The following is a 19,629-nucleotide window of genomic DNA, read 5'->3' as shown; positions in this document are numbered from 1 at the left end:
GCTAAATTTCCTTAAAAAATAATTTATTAATTAACAAATTATTAATAAAGGAGAGTAAATAAGCATAAGAATAGATATATAACGAGTCATATTAATAAAGTTAAAAAAATAACAATGTTGACAAGATTATACAAGTGTGTAATAATAAAAACATCAAAAGAAAACGTTTGTATAGAGGGTGCACAATGAATAATATTAAAGAATTACTAGAAGAAAATCCAATAATAGCAGCAGTAAAAGATATGAAACAATTAGACGTAGCATTAGAATCCTCAGCTGAAATAATTTTTGTACTATTTGGAGACGTAATGAACATTAAAGAAATTAGTGAATTAATAGTTTCCAAAGGTAAAGTAGGCGTGATTCACATTGATTTAGTAGAAGGTTTTACGAATAAAGAAGTTGTTATAAAATTCTTAAAACAAGAAACTAAATTTAAAGGAATTATTAGTACAAAACCTCAAATAGTAAAGATAGCAAAAAATTATGGGTTAGTAGCAATACAAAGAGTATTTATATTTGATACGTTATCATTAAAAAATGCAGAAAATCATTTAGTAGTAGATTGCGATGCATTAGAAGTGTTACCAGGAGTTATTCCAAAAGTTATAGAAATTATATCAAAAAAATCAAATAAACCAGTTGTTGCAGGTGGTCTGATTGAAACTAAAGAGGATGTTATGTTAGCACTAAGTTCAGGTGCAACATGTGTCTCAACAACTAAAAATAAAATATGGAATATGTAGGCTTTAGATTTAGTTAGTATAGTCTTATAAAGCAAAAAAGTTTTATTTGGCTTTATTTATAAAATTTATTTATTTATGATGAGAGGATTGGTGAATTAAATGGGTAAATATGTTGTAGCGTTAGATCAAGGAACTACAAGTTCAAGAGCTATTATTTTCGACAAGGAACAAAATATTGTAGGTGTAAGCCAAAAAGAGTTTACACAAATATATCCACATGAAGGTTGGGTAGAACATAATCCGCTAGAAATATGGTCAAGCCAATATGGAGTACTTCAAGAAGTATTAGCAAAAACTAACATTACGGCTGATGAAATAGCAGCTATAGGTATAACAAATCAAAGAGAAACTACAATTGTATGGGATAAAAATACTGGGGAACCAGTTTACAATGCTATAGTATGGCAATGTAGAAGAACTGCTGGTATAGTAGATGAATTAAAGAAAGACGAAGAATTTGCTGAATATGTAAAAGCAAATACAGGATTATTATTAGATGCTTACTTCTCAGGAACTAAAATTAAATGGATTTTAGATAATGTTGAAGGCGCAAGAGAAAAAGCTGAAAAAGGCGATTTATTATTTGGTACAGTTGATACATGGTTAGTTTGGAAGTTAACAAATGGTAAGGTTCATGTAACCGACTACACTAATGCTTCTAGAACTATGCTATACAATATAAAAGAATTAAGATGGGATGAAAAAATCATCAATAAACTAGGAATACCAACTTCTATGTTACCAGAAGTTAAGAATTCTTCAGAAGTTTATGGTCATACTAACCTTGGCGGCGTTGGTGGCGTTAGAGTTCCAATATCTGGTATGGCTGGAGATCAACAATGTGCATTATTTGGACAAACTTGTTTCGAAAAAGGTAGTGCTAAAAACACTTACGGAACTGGTTGTTTCTTACTTATGAATACAGGCGAAGATATGGTTCTTAGCAAAAATGGTCTTGTAACTACAATTGCTGTTGGTATAAATGATAAAGTTGAATATGCGTTAGAAGGATCAGTATTCGTTGGTGGAGCTGTAATTCAATGGATAAGAGATGAACTTCAATTCATCCATGATGCAGCAGATTCAGAATATTTTGCTAAAAAAGTAGAAGATAATGGTGGGGTTTATGTAGTACCAGCATTCGTTGGACTAGGAGCACCATATTGGGATATGTATGCTAGAGGAGCTATCTTTGGATTAACTAGAGGAGCTAATAGAAATCATATAATTAGAGCAGCATTAGAGTCAATAGCTTATCAAACTAATGATTTATTAACTGCTATGGCAGAAGATGCTGGATGTAAATTAGCATCACTTAGAGTTGATGGAGGAGCTAGTAGAAATGATTTATTAATGCAATTCCAAGCTGATATTTCAAATACTCAAGTTCTTAGACCAATCATCACTGAAACTACAGCTTTAGGAGCTGCTTACTTAGCAGGTCTTGCAGTTGGATTCTGGGAATCTAAAGAAGAAATTGCAACTAAATGGGCTGTTAGTAAGAGCTATGGACCAACTTTTGAAAGTGCTAAGAGAGAAAAGCTAAACAAAGGATGGAAAAATGCAGTTTCAAGAGTTAAAGGTTGGGCAGAATAGTAGACAAACCTAAACATTTATGTTATTATATAAATATAAAGTAAATAAAAAGTGCTTAGAGAATTAGAGTCAAGCACAAAGACAGATTACTTGTTATTTGTAATTTGTGTTTGTGATTGGCTCTTTTGTTATATAAAAGGAGGATAAAATATGTATGATGTAGCAATAATTGGAGCTGGTGTCATTGGAGCTTCTATATTTAGAGAATTAACTAAATATAACTTAAAAGTAGCTGTTTTAGAGAAAGAAAAGGATGTATCAATGGGTACTTCAAAGGCTAACTCAGCAATAGTACATGCTGGATTCGATCCAAAGATAGGTACTTTAATGGCTAAGTACAATGTAAAAGGAAATGAAATGTATGAAGATCTTTGTAAAGAGTTAGATGTTCCATTTAAAAGAAATGGTTCATTAGTTGTAGCTCATTCAGAAGAAGAAATGCAAACAGTAAGAGATCTTTGTGAAAATGGTACTAAAATAGGTGTTAGAAACCTAAGAGTTATAGATAAAGAAGAATTATTAAAAATGGAACCAAATCTTACAGATGAAGTTCATGGAGCTTTATATGCACCAACTGGTGGAATAGTTGGACCGTTTGAATTTACAATTGCATTATGTGAAAACGGTGTAACTAATGGTGGAGAAATTAAACTTAAAAAAGAAGTTTCTTCAATCAAAAAAGAAAATGGAATATTTATAATAGAAACTACTGATGGAGAAAAAGTAGAAGCTAAATATATAGTAAATGCTGCTGGTCTTTTCGCAGATAAAGTACACAATATGATTTGTAAAGAAACATTTAATATTACTCCAAGAACTGGTGAATATTATGTAATGGATAAATCTCAAGGTAAAATAGTATCTCATACAATATTCCCTTGTCCTTCTAAAATGGGTAAAGGTATATTAGTTAGTCCAACAATACATGGTAACCTTATCATAGGACCAGATGCTATAGATATCGAAGATAAAGAAGATTTAGGAACAAATGGTGAAGGATTAGACGCTATAAGAGAATCTGCTATGCATACTACTACAAAGATTAATTTCAGAGAAAGCATAAGAAACTTTGCAGGTTTAAGAGCAACACCAAGTACAGGAGACTTCATAATTGAAGAAAATGATGAAGTTAAAGGATTCGTTGATGCTGCTGGTATGAAATCACCAGGATTAACTTCAGCTCCAGCTGTAGCTGAAGCAGTAGTTGAAATATTAGGTAATGCAGGTCTTAAATTAACTAAGAAAGATAACTTCATAGCTAAGAGACATCAAGTTCACTTTATGGAATTATCAGCTGAAGAAAAAGCTGAAATGATTAAGAAAAACCCACAATACGGTAGAATGATCTGTAGATGTGAAAGCATCACTGAAGGTGAAATCGTTGATTCTATAAAGAGATCATTTGGAACACTTTCTCTAGACGGTGTTAAGAGAAGATGTAGACCAGGAATGGGAAGATGCCAAGGCGGATTCTGTGGACCAAGAGTTCAAGAAATAATAGCAAGAGAATGTGGTGTTAAATTAGAAGAAGTAGTACAAGAAAAAGACGGTTCTTACATTTTAACAGGAAAAACTAAGTAGGAGGCTTTAATTATGAGTTATGAATTAATAGTAATTGGTGGAGGTCCAGCAGGACTTGCAGCAGCACACGAAGCATATACTAATGGAATCAAGAAGATATTAATATTAGAAAGAGACAAAGAACTTGGAGGAATCCTAAATCAATGCATACATAATGGATTTGGGCTTCACACTTTCAAAGAAGAATTAACAGGTCCTGAATATGCAAGCAGATTTATTGATATGCTACAAGATACAGATGTAGAAGTTAAATTAGATACAATGGTATTAAATATAGATGAAGACAAAACTGTACATGCAATGAATTCAGAAGAAGGCTACATGACTTTAAAAACAAATGCAGTAATTCTTGCAATGGGTTGTAGAGAAAGAACTAGAGGAGCTATAAATACTCCTGGAGACAGACCAGCAGGTGTATTCACAGCAGGTGCTGCTCAAAGATATATAAACATGGAAGGATATATGCCAGGTAAAGAAGTATTAATACTTGGATCTGGAGATATCGGATTAATAATGGCTAGAAGAATGACACTTGAAGGTGCTAAGGTTAAAGCTGTTGTTGAATTATGTCCATATTCTAATGGATTAAACAGAAACATTGTTCAATGTTTAAATGATTATGATATTCCTCTATACTTATCACACACTATAATTGATATAGTAGGAGATACAAGAGTAGAAAAAGTTGTAATTGCTGAAGTTGGTCCAGACAGAAAACCAATTAAAGGAACTGAAAAAGAATTTACTGTTGATACATTATTATTATCAGTAGGTCTTATCCCAGAAAATGAATTATCAACAAATGCTGGTATTCAAAAAGATAACAGAACTAATGGTTTAATAGTAACAGAAAACATGGAAACTTCAATGGATGGAGTATTTGCTTGTGGTAATGTAGTACACGTTCATGACTTAGTTGACTTTGTTACTCAAGAATCAAAACATGCTGGTCAAGCAGCTGCTAAATACATTAAGAAAGAACTTAAAAAAGGTAGTTATGTAAATATAATTAATGGACAAAATGTTAATTATACAGTACCTCAAAAACTTGATGTAGAAGCAGTAGACGATAAATTAACTATATTCATGAGAGTTAATAACATTTATCATAATAAGGCTTTAGTTGTAAGATGTAATGGTGAAGAAATTGCTAAGTTTAAGAGAGCTCACTTAGCACCATCAGAAATGGAAAAGGTTATTTTAAGTAAGCCTTTATTAGAAAAAGTTAAAGGTGATATTACAATATCATTAGAGGATGGTGAATAAGATGATAAAAGAATTAATTTGTATAAGCTGCCCAATGGGTTGTCATTTAAAAGTAGACGCAGAAAATAATACTGTAACAGGTAACACTTGTAAAAGAGGTGCAGAATACGGTATAAACGAAGTTACTCACCCAGTTAGAGTAATAACTTCAACTGTTAAAGTAAAGGGAGGACAACTTCCAGTTATACCAGTAAAAACTAATGGAGCAATTCCAAAGGGTCTTAACTTCAAATGCATGGAAGTTTTATCTGGAGTAGAATTACAAGCACCAGTTAAAATTGGAGATGTTATAGTTAAAGATGTATTAGGAACAGGCGTTGATATTGTAGCTGCTAGAAATATGAAAGCAATCTAATATTAACACAAATAGTGCACCAAAATTTGGTGCACTATTTTATTTTTTATTTTCAGGTATATGTTTAAAAATGTTAATATATGATATACTAGGCATATCATATTTTAAAATTATGTTTTATAATATAAAAAATGGATTCGTATAAATTACGAATCCATTTTTTTATATTAGTTTTATTGTTATATCTCTTAAAGTGATTTTTTGCAAAAGGATCATTATCCTGATAACTATCAATCTATTTATACTATAATATTAAATATTGTTTTAAAATTGCGTTGAATATTAATTAAAAGCATTATAAATAGCAGTTATGGCTTTTTCAAAACTATCATTTTCTATACCAACTAATATGTTGATTTCACTAGATCCTTGGTCAATCATTCTTATATTTACATTAGCTTCTGATAAAGCAGTAAATACTTTTGATGCTACACCTTTTTGTTTAGCCATACCTTTACCAACAGTAGCTATTAAGGCCATGTTAGGATGAACTTCTATTGTGTCAGGATTACAAGTTTTTTTAATTTCTTCAACAATTAAAGAAGTTTTATTTTTTAACTGAGAATCTGAAATTACTAAACAAACAGTATCTATACCAGAAGGCATGTTTTCAAATGAAACATTATGCTGTTCAAGTATTGATAGTAATTTTCTACAAAAACCTAATTCAGAATTCATAAGAGCTTTTGCAATTGAAATTACAGTAAAATTTTTTTTACCAGCTATACCAGTTATAGTTTGTAAATCTTCACTTAAAGAGTCCTCTACTATAAATGTTCCGTTATCTTCTGGTTTGTTAGTATTTTTTATATTAATTGGAATACCTGCTTTTCTTACAGGGAAAATAGCTTCTTCATGTAAAACAGAAGCACCCATATAAGAAAGCTCTCTAAGCTCAGTATAAGTTATTGTGCTTATAGGTTTTGGATTAGATATTATTCTAGGATCAGCCATTAGAAATCCAGAAACATCCGTCCAATTTTCATAAAGATCAGCATTTAAACTTGCAGTAACTAAAGCGCCAGTAACATCTGATCCACCTCTTGAAAAAGTTACTATATTTCCATTGTTATCAGAACCATAAAATCCTGGAATAACAGCTTTGTCAATTGATGAAAGTTTTTCTTTTAATAATCTTAATGTTTCATCATAATTTAAACACCCGTCAGTATTAAATTTAATTACATCTTTAGCATCAACAAATTCAAATCCTAAATAATTGCTAAGAATTAGAGCATTTAAATATTCCCCTCTGCTAGCTGCATAATCACTAGAAGCCCCCTCTTCTAAATCCTTTTTTATAATGTCTAAGTGAGATTTGATATTAAGATCTAATTCTAAATCTGTTACTATTCCAATATATCTGTTTTTAATATGATTAAAAACATCGTCTAAAGATATGCCTGCATTGATGTGTGCATGACAAAGGTATAGTAAATCAGTGATTTTAGAATCTTTAGAAGTTCTTTTTCCAGGTGCAGATGGTACAATATATTTTCTAGCTTTATTAGATGTGATTATGCTTTTCACTTTTCTAAATTGTACAGCATCAGCTAATGAACTTCCGCCAAATTTTGTTATAATAGTATTCATTTTTTATAGCCCCCCAAAAAATAAAGTATATATTTTGATAACTTACTTATATTACTTATATAAGAGTATCAAATTTATGTTTATTTATATAATTTTATACATAATAAATTGTAACAATTTATTATTCAATATTCAACAATTTTGTATATAAATATATATAATTATTGAATAATAAAAAAGGTTATATAAAATATTATAAATAAGTTCTTACTTAATAGAATTGACATTTAAGTATAAAAATATTAATAAAATTAATTATTTAATATATATATATTAGGAAAAAATCAAAAAATATAAAAAAATCTTGAGTTATATAAGAATATCATATATAATGATATCAATAAAATTATTGGACAAAGGCGTTCAATGGATATATTGATATATCCATTGTTCGCCTTTTTTACTTAAAGGGGGAATTAGAAATGGCAAAATACAATAAAGAAGATATCATGAACTTAGTAAAGGAAAATGGGGTTAGATTTATAAGATTACAGTTCACTGATATGTTTGGAGCATTAAAAAATGTAGCAATAACAGATAGGCAATTGGAAAAAGCACTAAATAATGAATGTATGTTTGATGGATCATCTATTGATGGATTTGTTAGAATTGAAGAATCTGATATGAACTTGAGACCAAATCTAGATAGTTTTGTAATATTTCCATGGAGACCTCAACAAGGTAAAGTTGCAAGATTAATATGTGATGTATATAAACCAGATGGCACACCATTTGAAGGAGATCCAAGATATATATTAAAGAAGGCTATTTCAGAAGCAGCTAAACTTGGATATGAGATGAATGTTGGTCCAGAATGTGAATTCTTTTTATTTGAAACTGATGAATATGGCAAACCAACAACAAAAACACAAGATAGTGCTGGATATTTTGATTTAGCACCTACGGATTTAGGAGAAAATGCTAGAAGAGATATGACTTTAGTGTTAGAAGATATGGGATTTGAAATAGAAGCTTCTCACCATGAAGTTGCAGAAGGACAAAATGAAATAGATTTTAAATATGGAGATGCATTAAGTACTGCAGATAATATAATGACATTTAAATTAGTAGTTAAGGCAATAGCACAAAAACATGGATTGTATGCGTCTTTTATGCCTAAACCTGTTTTTGGAATTAATGGTTCAGGAATGCATGTTAATATGTCATTATTTAAAGATGGTAACAATGTATTTGTTGATGAAAATGATCCAAATGGATTAAGTAAAATAGCATATAATTTTATAGCAGGTTTATTAAAAAACATAAAAGGTCTTACAGCAGTAACAAATCCATTAGTTAATTCATATAAGAGATTAGTACCAGGATATGAAGCACCTGTTTATTTAGCTTGGTCATGTAAAAATAGAACAGCATTAATTAGGGTTCCAGCAGCTAGGGGAGCAGGAACTAGAGTAGAATTAAGATGTCCAGATCCAAGTTCAAATCCATATTTAGTATTAGCATGTCTTTTACAAGCAGGATTAGATGGAATTAAAAATAATTTACAACCACCAGCAGGAATAGAGGCAAATATCTTTGCTATGAACGATGAGGAAAGAAAAGCTGAAGGAATAGATAATTTACCAAATAATTTATATGAGGCAGTTAATTTTATGAAAGAAAGTAATCTTGCAAAAGAAGCTTTAGGAGAACATATATATAAGACTTATGTTTCAGCTAAAGCTGCTGAATGGGATGATTATAGAACTAAAGTTCATGATTGGGAAATAGAAAATTATCTTAATAAATATTAGTAAAGTTTAAGGTGGGGTTGCGATGATGGAATCTCGAGGCAAAATAATTATAGCATTAAGTAATATGGAAACTAATAAGAAGCTAAAATGTTTATTGATGCAAGAAGAGTATGATGTTTTAGCCTTATGTACATCAGGAAATGAATTAATCAGAATAGTTATGCAATATTCACCAGATTTGGTTTTAGTAGGTTATAAATTTAAGGATATGAGTTTACTAGATGTATATGAAGCAATATATGATTTTACAAGTTTTTTAGCATTAGTTAATGAACCCTATCGTTCTTTTATAGAAGAAGATACTGATATATATTGTATAGGAACCAAAATTTCTAATGTACTTTTAAAGAATTCTATTGATATTATATTTCAAGGAAAGAAAAGAATATTAAAATTGCAACAACAAGTGCAAAATTTAGAAAATACATTAGAAGATAGAAAGTTAATTGAGAAAGCTAAGGGAAATATCATGGAAGATAAAAATATGAGTGAAAATGAAGCTTTTAGATATATTCAAAAATTAAGTATGAATTTAGGAAAAAAAATGAGTGACGTTGCTGCTCTAATATTAGAGAATAATTTATAATTTTTTTTAATTAAGCTGTACAAAATCACTTATTGTAGTAAAATATACGAGTAATAATATCGAAAAAAGGTATTTTTACTCGTTATTTTGCTACTCATAAATATATTATTGTAAGGAGGAACGCAAATGGAAAAATTTATTCCTAAAAAGCAAGGGTTATATAATCCATGTTTTGAACATGATGCTTGTGGCATTGGTACAATTGTAAATATTGATGGCGAAAAATCCCATGATATTTTATCAGATTGTTTAACTATATTAGAAAAATTAAAACATAGAGGTGGAACTGGTGCTGATGAAAATACAGGTGATGGTGCAGGTGTTCTATTAAATATACCCCATAATTTTTTTACTGAAGAGCTAAAATCAAAAGGCATTGTTTTAGGTAATGAAGGTGATTATGCTGTTGGTATGATTTTTTTACCTCAAGAAGAGAAAGCAAGAAAAGAAGCAGAAAGCCTTATTGAAGATATATGTAAAGAAGAAGGATTAGAAGTAATAGGATGGAGAGATGTTCCAAGTAATCCTTCAATTTTAGGTAAAGCATCGTTAGAAGCTATGCCTGTAATAAAACAAATTTTCGTAAAAAGAGTTGGAACTAAAAAAGGAATTGCATTTGAAAGAAAATTATATATTGTTAGAAGAAATATAGAAAAAAGAGCTACTTGGATAAGTAAATTCTTAAATGAAGTTTTTTATATAGCTTCTTTTTCATCAAAGACAATAGTATATAAAGGAATGTTATTATCTACTCAATTGAGGGAATTTTATAAAGATTTAGAAGATGAGAGAGTAGAAACATCACTTGCATTAGTACATTCTAGATATAGTACTAATACATTCCCAAGCTGGGAAAGAGCTCATCCTAACAGATTTATGATTCATAATGGTGAAATAAATACATTAAGAGGGAATGTAAATAAGGTTTATTCAAGAGAAACTAATGTAAAATCAAGAGCACTTGGAAAAGATTTAATTAGGGTACTTCCTATTATAAATAAAGAAGGATCAGATTCAGCAATTTTAGATAATAATTTGGAATTTTTATATATGAATGGAATGGATCTAACTAGAGCTGTAATGATGGCAATTCCAGAACCATGGCAAAAAAGTAAAACTATGAGTAAAGAGAAAAAGGCATTTTATGAATATAATGCTACATTAATGGAACCGTGGGATGGGCCTGCTGCAATAGTGTTTACTGATGGCGAAAAAGTAGGGGCCGTATTAGATAGAAATGGTTTAAGACCATCAAGATATTATATAACTAAAGATAGAAGATTGATTTTATCTTCAGAAGTTGGAGCATTAGATATTCCATCAGAGATAATTGAGAAAAAAGATAGATTAAGACCGGGAAGAATGCTTATTGTTGATACAGTTAAAAAAGAAGTTATTGATGATGAAGAACTAAAGCATACTTATGCTACAGAACATCCTTACGGGGAATGGCTTGAAGAGAAATTAGTTACTTTAGATAAAATTAATGATAGAAAGACTTTGAAAATAGAGTATGACAAGGATACAAGAAAAAGATTAGAAAAGACTTTTGGATATACTTATGAAGAAGTAAAAACAACTATTCTCCCTATGGCTGAAAATGGTGCAGAACCACTTGCCGCAATGGGGATAGACGTTCCAATTGCTCCATTATCTAAAGAAGCACAACCTTTGTTTAATTATTTTAAACAACTATTTGCACAAGTAACTAATCCACCTATAGATGCAATAAGAGAAGAGATAGTTACAGCGTCTAATATTTATTTAGGACCAGAAGGAAATATTTTAGAAGATAAATCTTCAAATTGTGAGTTACTTAAGCTTGAATCTCCAATAATAACTAACGAAGAATTATCAAAAATAAAAGCACTTAATAAGGGAGATTTAAAAACAAAGGTTATAGATATAGTATTTGATAAGGGAAATTCTTTAGAAGATGCCATAGATGAAATGTTTGATAAAGCACAAGAAGCCTATGAAAAAGGATATACTTTACTTGTATTATCTGATAGAAATGTATGCTCAACTAAAGTACCAATACCATCATTACTTGCAGTTTCAGCACTTCATCAATATTTAGTTAAAAAGGGTACTAGAACATCGGTAGGGTTAATACTTGAAAGTGGAGAATCAAGAGAAATTCATCATTTTGCAACATTAATTGGTTTTGGAGCATCAGCTGTAAATCCATATATGGCATATGAATCTTTAAGATCACTTAGTGAAGATGGATTACTTGAAGTTGAATATGACAAGGCTGTTTATAATTATAATAAAGCAGTGGTTAAAGGAATAATTAAGATACTTTCTAAAATGGGAATATCAACAATTCAATCTTATCAAGGAGCTCAAATATTTGAAGCAGTAGGTATTGGTAAAGAAGTTATAGATAGATATTTTACTAATACAGTAAGTAGAATTGGTGGAATAGGTTTAGAGGAAATTCAAAAAGAAGCTGAAATAAACCATGAAAAAGCTTTTAAAGATAAAACTTATGCAGCAGATTTTCAATTAGATTCACCAGGATATGAAAAGTTAAGATCAGGAGAAGAAAAAGAAGAACATTTATATAATCCTAATACCATACATAAGTTACAAAAAGCTACTAAAACTGGAGATTATGAATTATTTAAAGAATATGCATCCTTAATTAATGATGAAGAAGCAGAAATAACATTAAGAGGATTATTAGAGTTTAATTATAATTCATCAGAAATTCCATTAGATGAAGTAGAATCTGTTTCTGAAATAGTTAAAAGATTTAAAACAGGAGCTATGTCTTATGGATCAATTTCCAAAGAAGCTCATGAAGCATTAGCTATTGCAATGAATAGAGTTGGCGGAAAATCTAATACTGGTGAAGGTGGAGAAGATAGCGAAAGATGGATTGTAGATAAAAATGGAGATTCAAGAAGGTCTTCAATAAAACAAATTGCTTCTGGTAGATTTGGTGTTACATCTGAATATTTAGTAAATGCTGATGAACTTCAAATAAAACTTGCGCAAGGAGCAAAACCAGGTGAAGGTGGTCAATTACCAGCTACTAAAGTTTATCCATGGGTTGCTAAGACTAGACACTCAACTACTGGTGTAGGACTTATATCACCACCACCACACCATGATATATATTCAATAGAAGATTTAGCACAATTAATTTATGATTTGAAAAATGCAAATATGGATGCAAGAATATCTGTTAAATTAGTTTCAGAATGTGGAGTAGGAACAGTTGCAGCTGGAGTTGCTAAAGGTGGAGCTGATGTAATATTGATTTCAGGATATGATGGAGGAACGGGGGCATCACCTAAGAATTCAATAAAAAATGCAGGACTTCCATGGGAGCTTGGACTTGCAGAAGCACATCAAACATTGTTAATTAATGAATTAAGAGACAGAGTAACAGTAGAGGTTGATGGAAAGCTTATGACAGGCAGAGATGTTGCAATTGCAGCGCTTCTTGGAGCTGAGGAATTTGGATTTGCAACAGCACCTTTAGTATCACTTGGATGTGTTATGATGAGAGTTTGTAATTTAGATACTTGCCCTGTAGGAATAGCAACACAAAATGAAGAGCTTAGAAAAAGATTTAAAGGAAAGCCAGAATATGTAGTTAATTTTATGTACTTTATAGCACAGGAATTAAGAGAAATCATGGCAAAACTTGGATTTAGAAAAATTGATGAAATGATAGGTAGAGTAGATAGATTAAAACAAAAAGAAAATATACATGGCTGGAAAGCTAAAAATATTGACTTGAGTTCTATACTTTATACTCCAGATAAATTTAAAGGTAAAGTTATTAAATTTGATGAAGCAAACAAATCTGATCATAAATTAAATGAAGTAATAGATAAAACAATGTTTGTTAAAAAGTGTAAAGATGCTATAAATGGTAATGGAAATATAAGATTTGAAGTAGATATAACAAATACTGATAGAACTCTTGGAACAATACTTGGATCTGAAATAACAAAAGTAAATGGAAATAAGGGATTACCAGAAGATAGTATAGTTATCAAATGTAATGGTGGAGCAGGTCAAAGCTTTGGTTCATTTATTCCAAAGGGATTAACGTTTGAAGTTGAAGGTGACGCTAATGATTATTTTGGAAAAGGATTATCAGGCGGTAAGCTTATAGTATATCCACCCAAGAAAGCTACTTTTATAGCAGAAGAAAATATACTTATTGGAAATGTTGCCTTATATGGTGCAACATCAGGTAAGGTGTTTATAAATGGTATTGCAGGTGAAAGATTTTGTGTAAGAAATTCAGGCGCAACAGCTGTTGTTGAAGGCGTTGGAGCACATGGGTGTGAATACATGACTGGAGGAAAGGTTGTTGTATTAGGAAAGACAGGAATCAATTTTGCAGCAGGAATGAGTGGAGGAGTTGCTTATCTTTATAAAGAAGATGACAATTTTAAGATTAATATAAATGAAGAAATGATTCTTTTAGAAGAATTAAGTTTAGAAGATGAAGAAGATTTAAAAGATTTATTAGAAGAACATGTTGAAGTTACAGGATCTTCTAAGGGTAATAAAATATTATCTAACTTTGAAAATGACAAATCTAATTTCATAAAGGTAATACCTAAAGATTATAAAAAGGTATTGAAAGCAGTAGAAAAGTATAAGAATCTTGGATTTAAAGAAGAGGAAGCTTTAATAAAAACATTCCAAGAAATAAAAGGAAGATAGGGGGCTTAAATGTGGGTAAACCAACTGGTTTTTTAGAATATGACAGAGAAGTAGGTTTAAATAGAGAACCAAAGGAAAGGTTAAAGGATTATGATGAATTTCATAAAAGTCTTTCTTTAGAAAAGCAATCTATTCAAGGTGCTAGATGCATGGATTGCGGTGTACCATTTTGTCAATCAGGTACATTATTTTCAGGAATGGTTTCAGGTTGTCCTCTTCACAACTTAATTCCTGAATGGAATGACCTAGTATATAAGGGGAAATGGGATTTGGCATATGAAAGATTAAGCAAAACAAATCCTTTTCCTGAATTTACAGGTAGAGTTTGTCCAGCTCCTTGCGAAGCAGGTTGCACAGTAGGATTAAATGGTCCAGCAGTTACTATAAAAGAAAATGAGAGAGCTATTATTGACACTGCATTTAATAATGGCAAAGTTGTAGCTAATGCACCAATAAAAAGAACAGGGAAAAAAGTAGCTATAATAGGTTCAGGTCCAGCAGGACTTGCAGCAGCCAATACATTAAATAAGTGCGGTCACAAAGTTACAGTTTATGAAAGAAATGATAGACCAGGTGGATTATTAATGTACGGAATTCCTAATATGAAACTTGATAAAGAAGTAATTTTAAGAAGAATTAGAATCATGGCAGAAGAGGGTATAAAATTTATAACTAATGCAAATGTTGGAGAAAATTATAATGCTAATGATTTAATTGAAGAGTATGATGCAATTATTTTAGCTACAGGAGCATCTAATGCAAGAGATTTAAATGTTGACGGAAGAGATAAAGCTAAAGGCATTCATTTTGCAGTAGACTTTTTAAAAGCAAATACTAAAAGCTTTTTAGATTCTAATCATGAAGATAATAATTATATATGTGCAAAAGACAAGAATGTAATTGTAATAGGTGGAGGAGATACAGGAACTGACTGTGTTGGAACTTGCCTTAGACATGGATGTAAATCATTAGTTCAACTTGAAATAATGTCTAAACCATCAAATGAAAGAAATGAAAATAATCCTTGGCCAGAATGGCCTAAAGTATTAAAAGTTGATTATGGCCAAGAAGAATTTATTGATTTATATGGAAAAGACCCAAGAGAATATTTAACTACAATTACAGGAATTAATGTAGATAATGAGGGTAATATTATAAGCGTTGATACTGTAAAAGTAGAATGGAAAAAAGATGATGAAGGAAGAATGTCTCCAATTACAGTTAGAGGGACAGAAAAAACTTATGAAGCTGATTTAATTTTACTTGCTATGGGATTTACAGGATCAGAAGATTATATAAAAGAAGAATTTAAAATAGAATTTGATCCAAGAAACAATATAAATGCAAATTCAATAGATTTTAAAACTAATATTCCTAAAGTATTTGCAACTGGAGATGCTAGAATAGGTCAATCATTAGTTGTTACAGCTATTAGTGAAGGCATAAATAGTGGATTAAAAGTAAATGAATTCTTAAGAAAATAATTTAATATAATAAAATTTCAAGTAGTATTAGTTTAATTTGTTAAAACTAATACTACTTTTTTTCTTAATTTTCAACAAAAACTTACATAAATATTATCAAATAATAAAAGAATACTATAGAGGTGTTTTAATATTATTTGAATTTATAGTATTATAAAAATTATACTCTTCATATCAAATTTCATTATCTTAAGCTTAAAAAAACTAACAGGAGGATGAAAGATGGAAAATGAACATAAACAACTCAGGTGGTATAATCTGGCCCTAATATCTTTTGTATCTGTTTGGGGATTTGGAAATGTTGTTAATAACTTTGCAAATCAAGGATTACAAGTTATAGTTTCTTGGATATTAATTATAGGATTATATTTTATACCATACGCTTTAATGGTTGGTGAATTAGGAACAATTTTTAAAGAGGAAAAAGGTGGTGTAAGTTCATGGATAAGATCAACTTATGGAGTTAAATTAGCGTATTTAGCAGGATGGACTTATTGGGTAGTACATATTCCATATTTGGCTCAAAAGCCACAAGCTGTTTTAATAGCATTAGGATGGGTAATTAAAGGTGATGGAACTTTATTAAAAGATATGGTTCCTTTAGTAGCTCAAAGTATAACTCTATTGATATTTTTCCTTTTCTTATGGGTGGCATCAAAAGGAATTAAGTCATTAAATAGAATAGGAACAATAGCAGGAACTTCGATTTTTATAATGTCATTGTTATATATTTTGTTAGTTATTACAGCGCCTGCATTAAGAGGAGTTAAAATTGCGACAACAGATTTATCAGTTAAAGCATTAATGCCTAATTTTAATTTTTCATATTTTACAACATTATCAATGCTAGTATTTGCAGTAGGTGGAGCAGAAAAAATATCTCCATATGTTAATAATACTAAAAATTCTAAAAAGGAATTTCCTAGAGGAATGATAGTTTTAGCTATTATGGTAACAATATCAGCTATATTAGGTTCTATAGCTATGGCAATAATGTTTGATGCAAATAATATACCGAAAGATCTTATGATGAATGGACAATATTATGCATTTAAAAAACTAGGAGAGTATTATGGATTAGGCAATTCATTATTAATTTTATATGCATTAGCTAATATGATAGCTCAAATATCAGCTTTAGTTGTATCTATTGATGCACCTTTAAAAGTATTATTAGGAGATGCAGATGATAATTTTGTTCCAAAATCTTTAAGTAAGATAAATGATAAAGGTGTGCCTGTAAATGGCTACATAATGACCGCTGTATTAGTAGGAATATTGATAATTGTTCCAGTTTTGGGAATCGGCAATATGACTGATTTATTTAACTGGCTTTTAAGATTAAATGCGGTTGTAATGCCAATGAGATATTTATGGGTATTTTTAGCTTTTATTGGTATTAAGAAGGCTAGTGAAAAATATAATTCTAGCTATAAATTTGTTAAGAATGATAAATTTGCTTTAATAATAGGTGTATGGTGTTTTATATTTACAGCATTTGCATGTATAATGGGAATGTTTCCACATGGAGTAGAGGCTTATTCTCCAGAGTGGATTTTTACACTTGTACTTAATATAGTTACACCGTTCATATTATTAGGGCTAGGATTGATATTACCTAGTATGGCAAGAAGTAGGAAAAATAAATAAAAATATATAATAAGTTTATATAAAACCCTTAATAGAATATAAAATATCTTTTATTGCATTGCACATAAATTTAATATATTATATAATATAAATTAAATTAAAGCTTGCAAAGGAGTATATTATGAGAGGCAATTTTAGAAACATACTGTACTTTATTGGTAGTACATGTATAATAATTTTAATAATATCATTATTTTTTAGTATATTGCCATATATATTATTAGTTGGAGTAATAGCTTATCTTTTAATAAAGTTAATATCATTTATTAAAGGAAGAAAAGATAAATTAAATGAAGATGTAAGAAAAAATAAAAATGTATATGAAAATAATAAAGAATTTACATATGATTCAAATGATGATTTAGTTGGCGATATAATTGATGTTGAATATGAAGAGGTAGATAAGGATAAAAATAATTATTAGGATTATAGTAATTATTTTTTTATAAAATTTTTAATAGAAATTCTACATTAATATTTTTAAGTAGAGATAAAGAGTCTAATTTCTAGATTTTTTATCTCTTCTTATTTAATTTAAAAGTGGTATTTAAAAACTTATTATGATATAATATTAACCATAATAAAAGATGAGGTGGAGAGATAAAATGGACAATAAAAAATCATTTAGTTTTTTAAAATTATTATTAGGCGCATATATGTGTATAGGAATAGTACTTTTATTAACTAATAATTTAATTTTTGATTTAAGTTTAAATTCCGTATTGATTATAGGAATATTTGTATTATGTTCAGTAGTATATGGTGTGCTTCACAGAAATAAAAAGATTATTATGGCAGGTGGAACAGTAGCAGTCATATATATTATATTAGCAGTGGTATGCAGTCCTATAATTAGTTATAGTGCTCACAGAAATTTAATAGGGAGTATTCAAGATGTGGATTTTTCAAATGAGATACAATATATAGATTTAAATCAATTACCAACTATAGACAAAGAATTAGCGGAAAAATTAGCAGATAAAAAATTGGGTGAAATTGCAAGTCTTGGTAGTCAAGTATATGTTGGAACTTTAGATTTACAAAGTATTGATGGTGAATTATATTATGTAGCACCATTAGAACATTCTTCATTGTTTAAGTGGTTTACTAATAGAGAGGGTACAGCTGGATACATAAAGGTAAGTGCGACAAATCAAAATGATGTTCAATTAGTAACACAATTAGATGGAAAAGATTTAAGAATAAAATATTTAGATTCGTCTTATTTATTTAGCAATTTAAAAAGAGCTGCATTTTTTAGAGACATGAAAGCTGGACATACAGATTATACATTTGAATTAGATGATAGTGGAAAGCCTTATTGGGTTGTAACTAGATATGATAATGCTATTGGAATAGCAGAAACAAAAGCAATCGGAGCATTAATAATAGATGCACAAACAGGTGAATCGGAAAAGTATGGTATTGATAATTTACCTAATTGGGTAGATAGAATTCAACCATCAACATATATAAAAAGATATATAGATAAGTGGGGAGAATTAGTTCATGGAATTCTTAACTTTAGTGATAAAGATAAATTAAAATCAACTTCTGGTATGAATGTTATTTATAATAATGATACATGCTATTATTATACAGGCATAACTTCAGTAGGAAGTGATGAAAGTTTAGTAGGATTTACTTTAACAAATACAAGAAATGGTCAAACTAAATTATATAAGACGGCAGGAGCGACAGAATATGCAAGTATGAAATCTGCTGAGGGTAAAGTGCAACAATATGGATATACTGCTACATTCCCTTACTTAATAAATATTCAAAATGAACCTACATATTTTATGACACTAAAAGATTCAAGTGGACTCGTAAAACAATATGCTATGGTTAATGTGAAAAATTATAATACAGTCGGTGTTGGAGATACGCTTCAATCAACTCTTAATAAATATTTAGAGGGATTAACTAACACTAATATTTCTTTAGAGGGTGGAAATAAAGAAGAAACTATTTTAGGTGAAGTTGAAAGAATTGGTGTTGTTGTTAAAGAAGGAACAAGTATATATGATGTTAAATTAAAAGGAATAAATAATATATTTTCAATTTCAACTGAAACATCTAGAGAAATTGCTTTAACAAATGTAGGTGATTCAGTTTCTATAAAATATATTAATGTTGGAAATAGTAGGTATTTAATAACTAATTATTTTGAAAATGTATCATTAAGTAATACTGAAACAAATAAAGAAGTAGAAAATACTCAAGAGTAATTTATATTTGTAAAAAATTAAGCTATATTGCTAAGATAAGCAATATAGCTTTTTTTTATTACACTTTAGTTTTAGGCTATGTTTTAGCA

13 protein-coding genes are annotated in these 19,629 nt (G+C 29.5%); 12 read left to right on the top strand and 1 reads right to left on the bottom strand.

What is annotated here, in order from left to right; all coding sequences use genetic code 11:
* The first annotated feature begins 185 nt into the window (after positions 1 to 185).
* From NG904_RS04365 to NG904_RS04345, 5 genes are all read left to right on the top strand, one after another.
* Complete coding sequence (locus NG904_RS04365) at positions 186 to 746, top strand: glycerol-3-phosphate responsive antiterminator (protein WP_252230093.1); 561 nt, start codon at positions 186 to 188, stop codon at positions 744 to 746.
* Positions 747 to 845: 99 nt separating this feature from the next.
* The gene (gene glpK / locus NG904_RS04360; protein WP_252212477.1) at positions 846 to 2,342 is read left to right on the top strand and encodes a glycerol kinase GlpK; all 1,497 of its coding nucleotides are present in this window, start codon (positions 846 to 848) and stop codon (positions 2,340 to 2,342) included.
* Positions 2,343 to 2,492: 150 nt separating this feature from the next.
* Positions 2,493 to 3,923 carry an NAD(P)/FAD-dependent oxidoreductase gene (locus NG904_RS04355; RefSeq protein ID WP_252230091.1) on the top strand — a complete coding sequence of 477 codons (1,431 nt, stop codon included), beginning with the start codon at positions 2,493 to 2,495 and terminating at the stop codon, positions 3,921 to 3,923.
* A 12-nt stretch (positions 3,924 to 3,935) separates the two neighbouring features.
* The gene (locus NG904_RS04350) at positions 3,936 to 5,189 is read left to right on the top strand and encodes an NAD(P)/FAD-dependent oxidoreductase (protein ID WP_205449258.1); all 1,254 of its coding nucleotides are present in this window, start codon (positions 3,936 to 3,938) and stop codon (positions 5,187 to 5,189) included.
* 1 nt (position 5,190) lies between these two features.
* Positions 5,191 to 5,544, top strand: a complete 354-nt coding sequence (locus tag NG904_RS04345) for a DUF1667 domain-containing protein (RefSeq protein ID WP_205449259.1) — start codon at positions 5,191 to 5,193, stop codon at positions 5,542 to 5,544.
* 282 nt (positions 5,545 to 5,826) lie between these two features.
* Here NG904_RS04345 and NG904_RS04340 read toward each other — a convergent pair whose 3' ends face one another.
* A complete protein-coding gene (locus tag NG904_RS04340) occupies positions 5,827 to 7,137 on the bottom strand; it encodes an aspartate kinase (RefSeq protein ID WP_252230089.1) in 1,311 nt (436 codons plus the stop codon).
* 422 nt (positions 7,138 to 7,559) lie between these two features.
* Here NG904_RS04340 and glnA point away from each other — a divergent pair, with 422 nt between their 5' ends.
* The 7 genes from glnA (at position 7,560) to NG904_RS04305 (ending at position 19,540) form a co-directional block, all read left to right on the top strand.
* The gene (glnA, locus tag NG904_RS04335; RefSeq protein WP_252230087.1) at positions 7,560 to 8,891 is read left to right on the top strand and encodes a type I glutamate--ammonia ligase; all 1,332 of its coding nucleotides are present in this window, start codon (positions 7,560 to 7,562) and stop codon (positions 8,889 to 8,891) included.
* 25 nt (positions 8,892 to 8,916) lie between these two features.
* Complete coding sequence (locus tag NG904_RS04330; RefSeq protein ID WP_252230242.1) at positions 8,917 to 9,477, top strand: ANTAR domain-containing response regulator; 561 nt, start codon at positions 8,917 to 8,919, stop codon at positions 9,475 to 9,477.
* A 126-nt stretch (positions 9,478 to 9,603) separates the two neighbouring features.
* The gene (gltB, locus tag NG904_RS04325; RefSeq protein WP_252230085.1) at positions 9,604 to 14,175 is read left to right on the top strand and encodes a glutamate synthase large subunit; all 4,572 of its coding nucleotides are present in this window, start codon (positions 9,604 to 9,606) and stop codon (positions 14,173 to 14,175) included.
* Between the two features lie 11 nt (positions 14,176 to 14,186).
* A complete protein-coding gene (locus tag NG904_RS04320; RefSeq protein ID WP_252230083.1) occupies positions 14,187 to 15,659 on the top strand; it encodes a glutamate synthase subunit beta in 1,473 nt (490 codons plus the stop codon).
* A gap of 222 nt (positions 15,660 to 15,881) precedes the next feature.
* Complete coding sequence (locus NG904_RS04315) at positions 15,882 to 17,309, top strand: APC family permease (protein WP_252230081.1); 1,428 nt, start codon at positions 15,882 to 15,884, stop codon at positions 17,307 to 17,309.
* A gap of 121 nt (positions 17,310 to 17,430) precedes the next feature.
* On the top strand, positions 17,431 to 17,733 hold the full coding sequence (locus NG904_RS04310) for a hypothetical protein (RefSeq protein ID WP_252212470.1): 303 nt from the start codon (positions 17,431 to 17,433) through the stop codon (positions 17,731 to 17,733).
* 181 nt (positions 17,734 to 17,914) lie between these two features.
* A complete protein-coding gene (locus NG904_RS04305; protein ID WP_252230079.1) occupies positions 17,915 to 19,540 on the top strand; it encodes a cell shape-determining protein in 1,626 nt (541 codons plus the stop codon).
* The last annotated feature ends 89 nt before the right edge of the window (positions 19,541 to 19,629 follow it).

Source organism: Clostridium sp. ZBS15 (assembly GCF_023845705.1).
GTDB lineage: Bacteria > Bacillota > Clostridia > Clostridiales > Clostridiaceae > Clostridium > Clostridium aquiflavi.
The sequence above is the reverse complement of the archived record's forward strand: the minus strand, read 5'-3'. Positions and strand labels throughout refer to the sequence as shown.

Coding starts and splice junctions, on each gene's coding strand:
- NG904_RS04365 (WP_252230093.1), top strand. CDS start 186: ATGAATAATATTAAAGAATTACTAGAAGAAAATCCAATAATAGCAGCA.
- glpK (WP_252212477.1), top strand. CDS start 846: ATGGGTAAATATGTTGTAGCGTTAGATCAAGGAACTACAAGTTCAAGA.
- NG904_RS04355 (WP_252230091.1), top strand. CDS start 2,493: ATGTATGATGTAGCAATAATTGGAGCTGGTGTCATTGGAGCTTCTATA.
- NG904_RS04350 (WP_205449258.1), top strand. CDS start 3,936: ATGAGTTATGAATTAATAGTAATTGGTGGAGGTCCAGCAGGACTTGCA.
- NG904_RS04345 (WP_205449259.1), top strand. CDS start 5,191: ATGATAAAAGAATTAATTTGTATAAGCTGCCCAATGGGTTGTCATTTA.
- NG904_RS04340 (WP_252230089.1), bottom strand. CDS start 7,137: ATGAATACTATTATAACAAAATTTGGCGGAAGTTCATTAGCTGATGCT.
- glnA (WP_252230087.1), top strand. CDS start 7,560: ATGGCAAAATACAATAAAGAAGATATCATGAACTTAGTAAAGGAAAAT.
- NG904_RS04330 (WP_252230242.1), top strand. CDS start 8,917: ATGGAATCTCGAGGCAAAATAATTATAGCATTAAGTAATATGGAAACT.
- gltB (WP_252230085.1), top strand. CDS start 9,604: ATGGAAAAATTTATTCCTAAAAAGCAAGGGTTATATAATCCATGTTTT.
- NG904_RS04315 (WP_252230081.1), top strand. CDS start 15,882: ATGGAAAATGAACATAAACAACTCAGGTGGTATAATCTGGCCCTAATA.
- NG904_RS04310 (WP_252212470.1), top strand. CDS start 17,431: ATGAGAGGCAATTTTAGAAACATACTGTACTTTATTGGTAGTACATGT.
- NG904_RS04305 (WP_252230079.1), top strand. CDS start 17,915: ATGGACAATAAAAAATCATTTAGTTTTTTAAAATTATTATTAGGCGCA.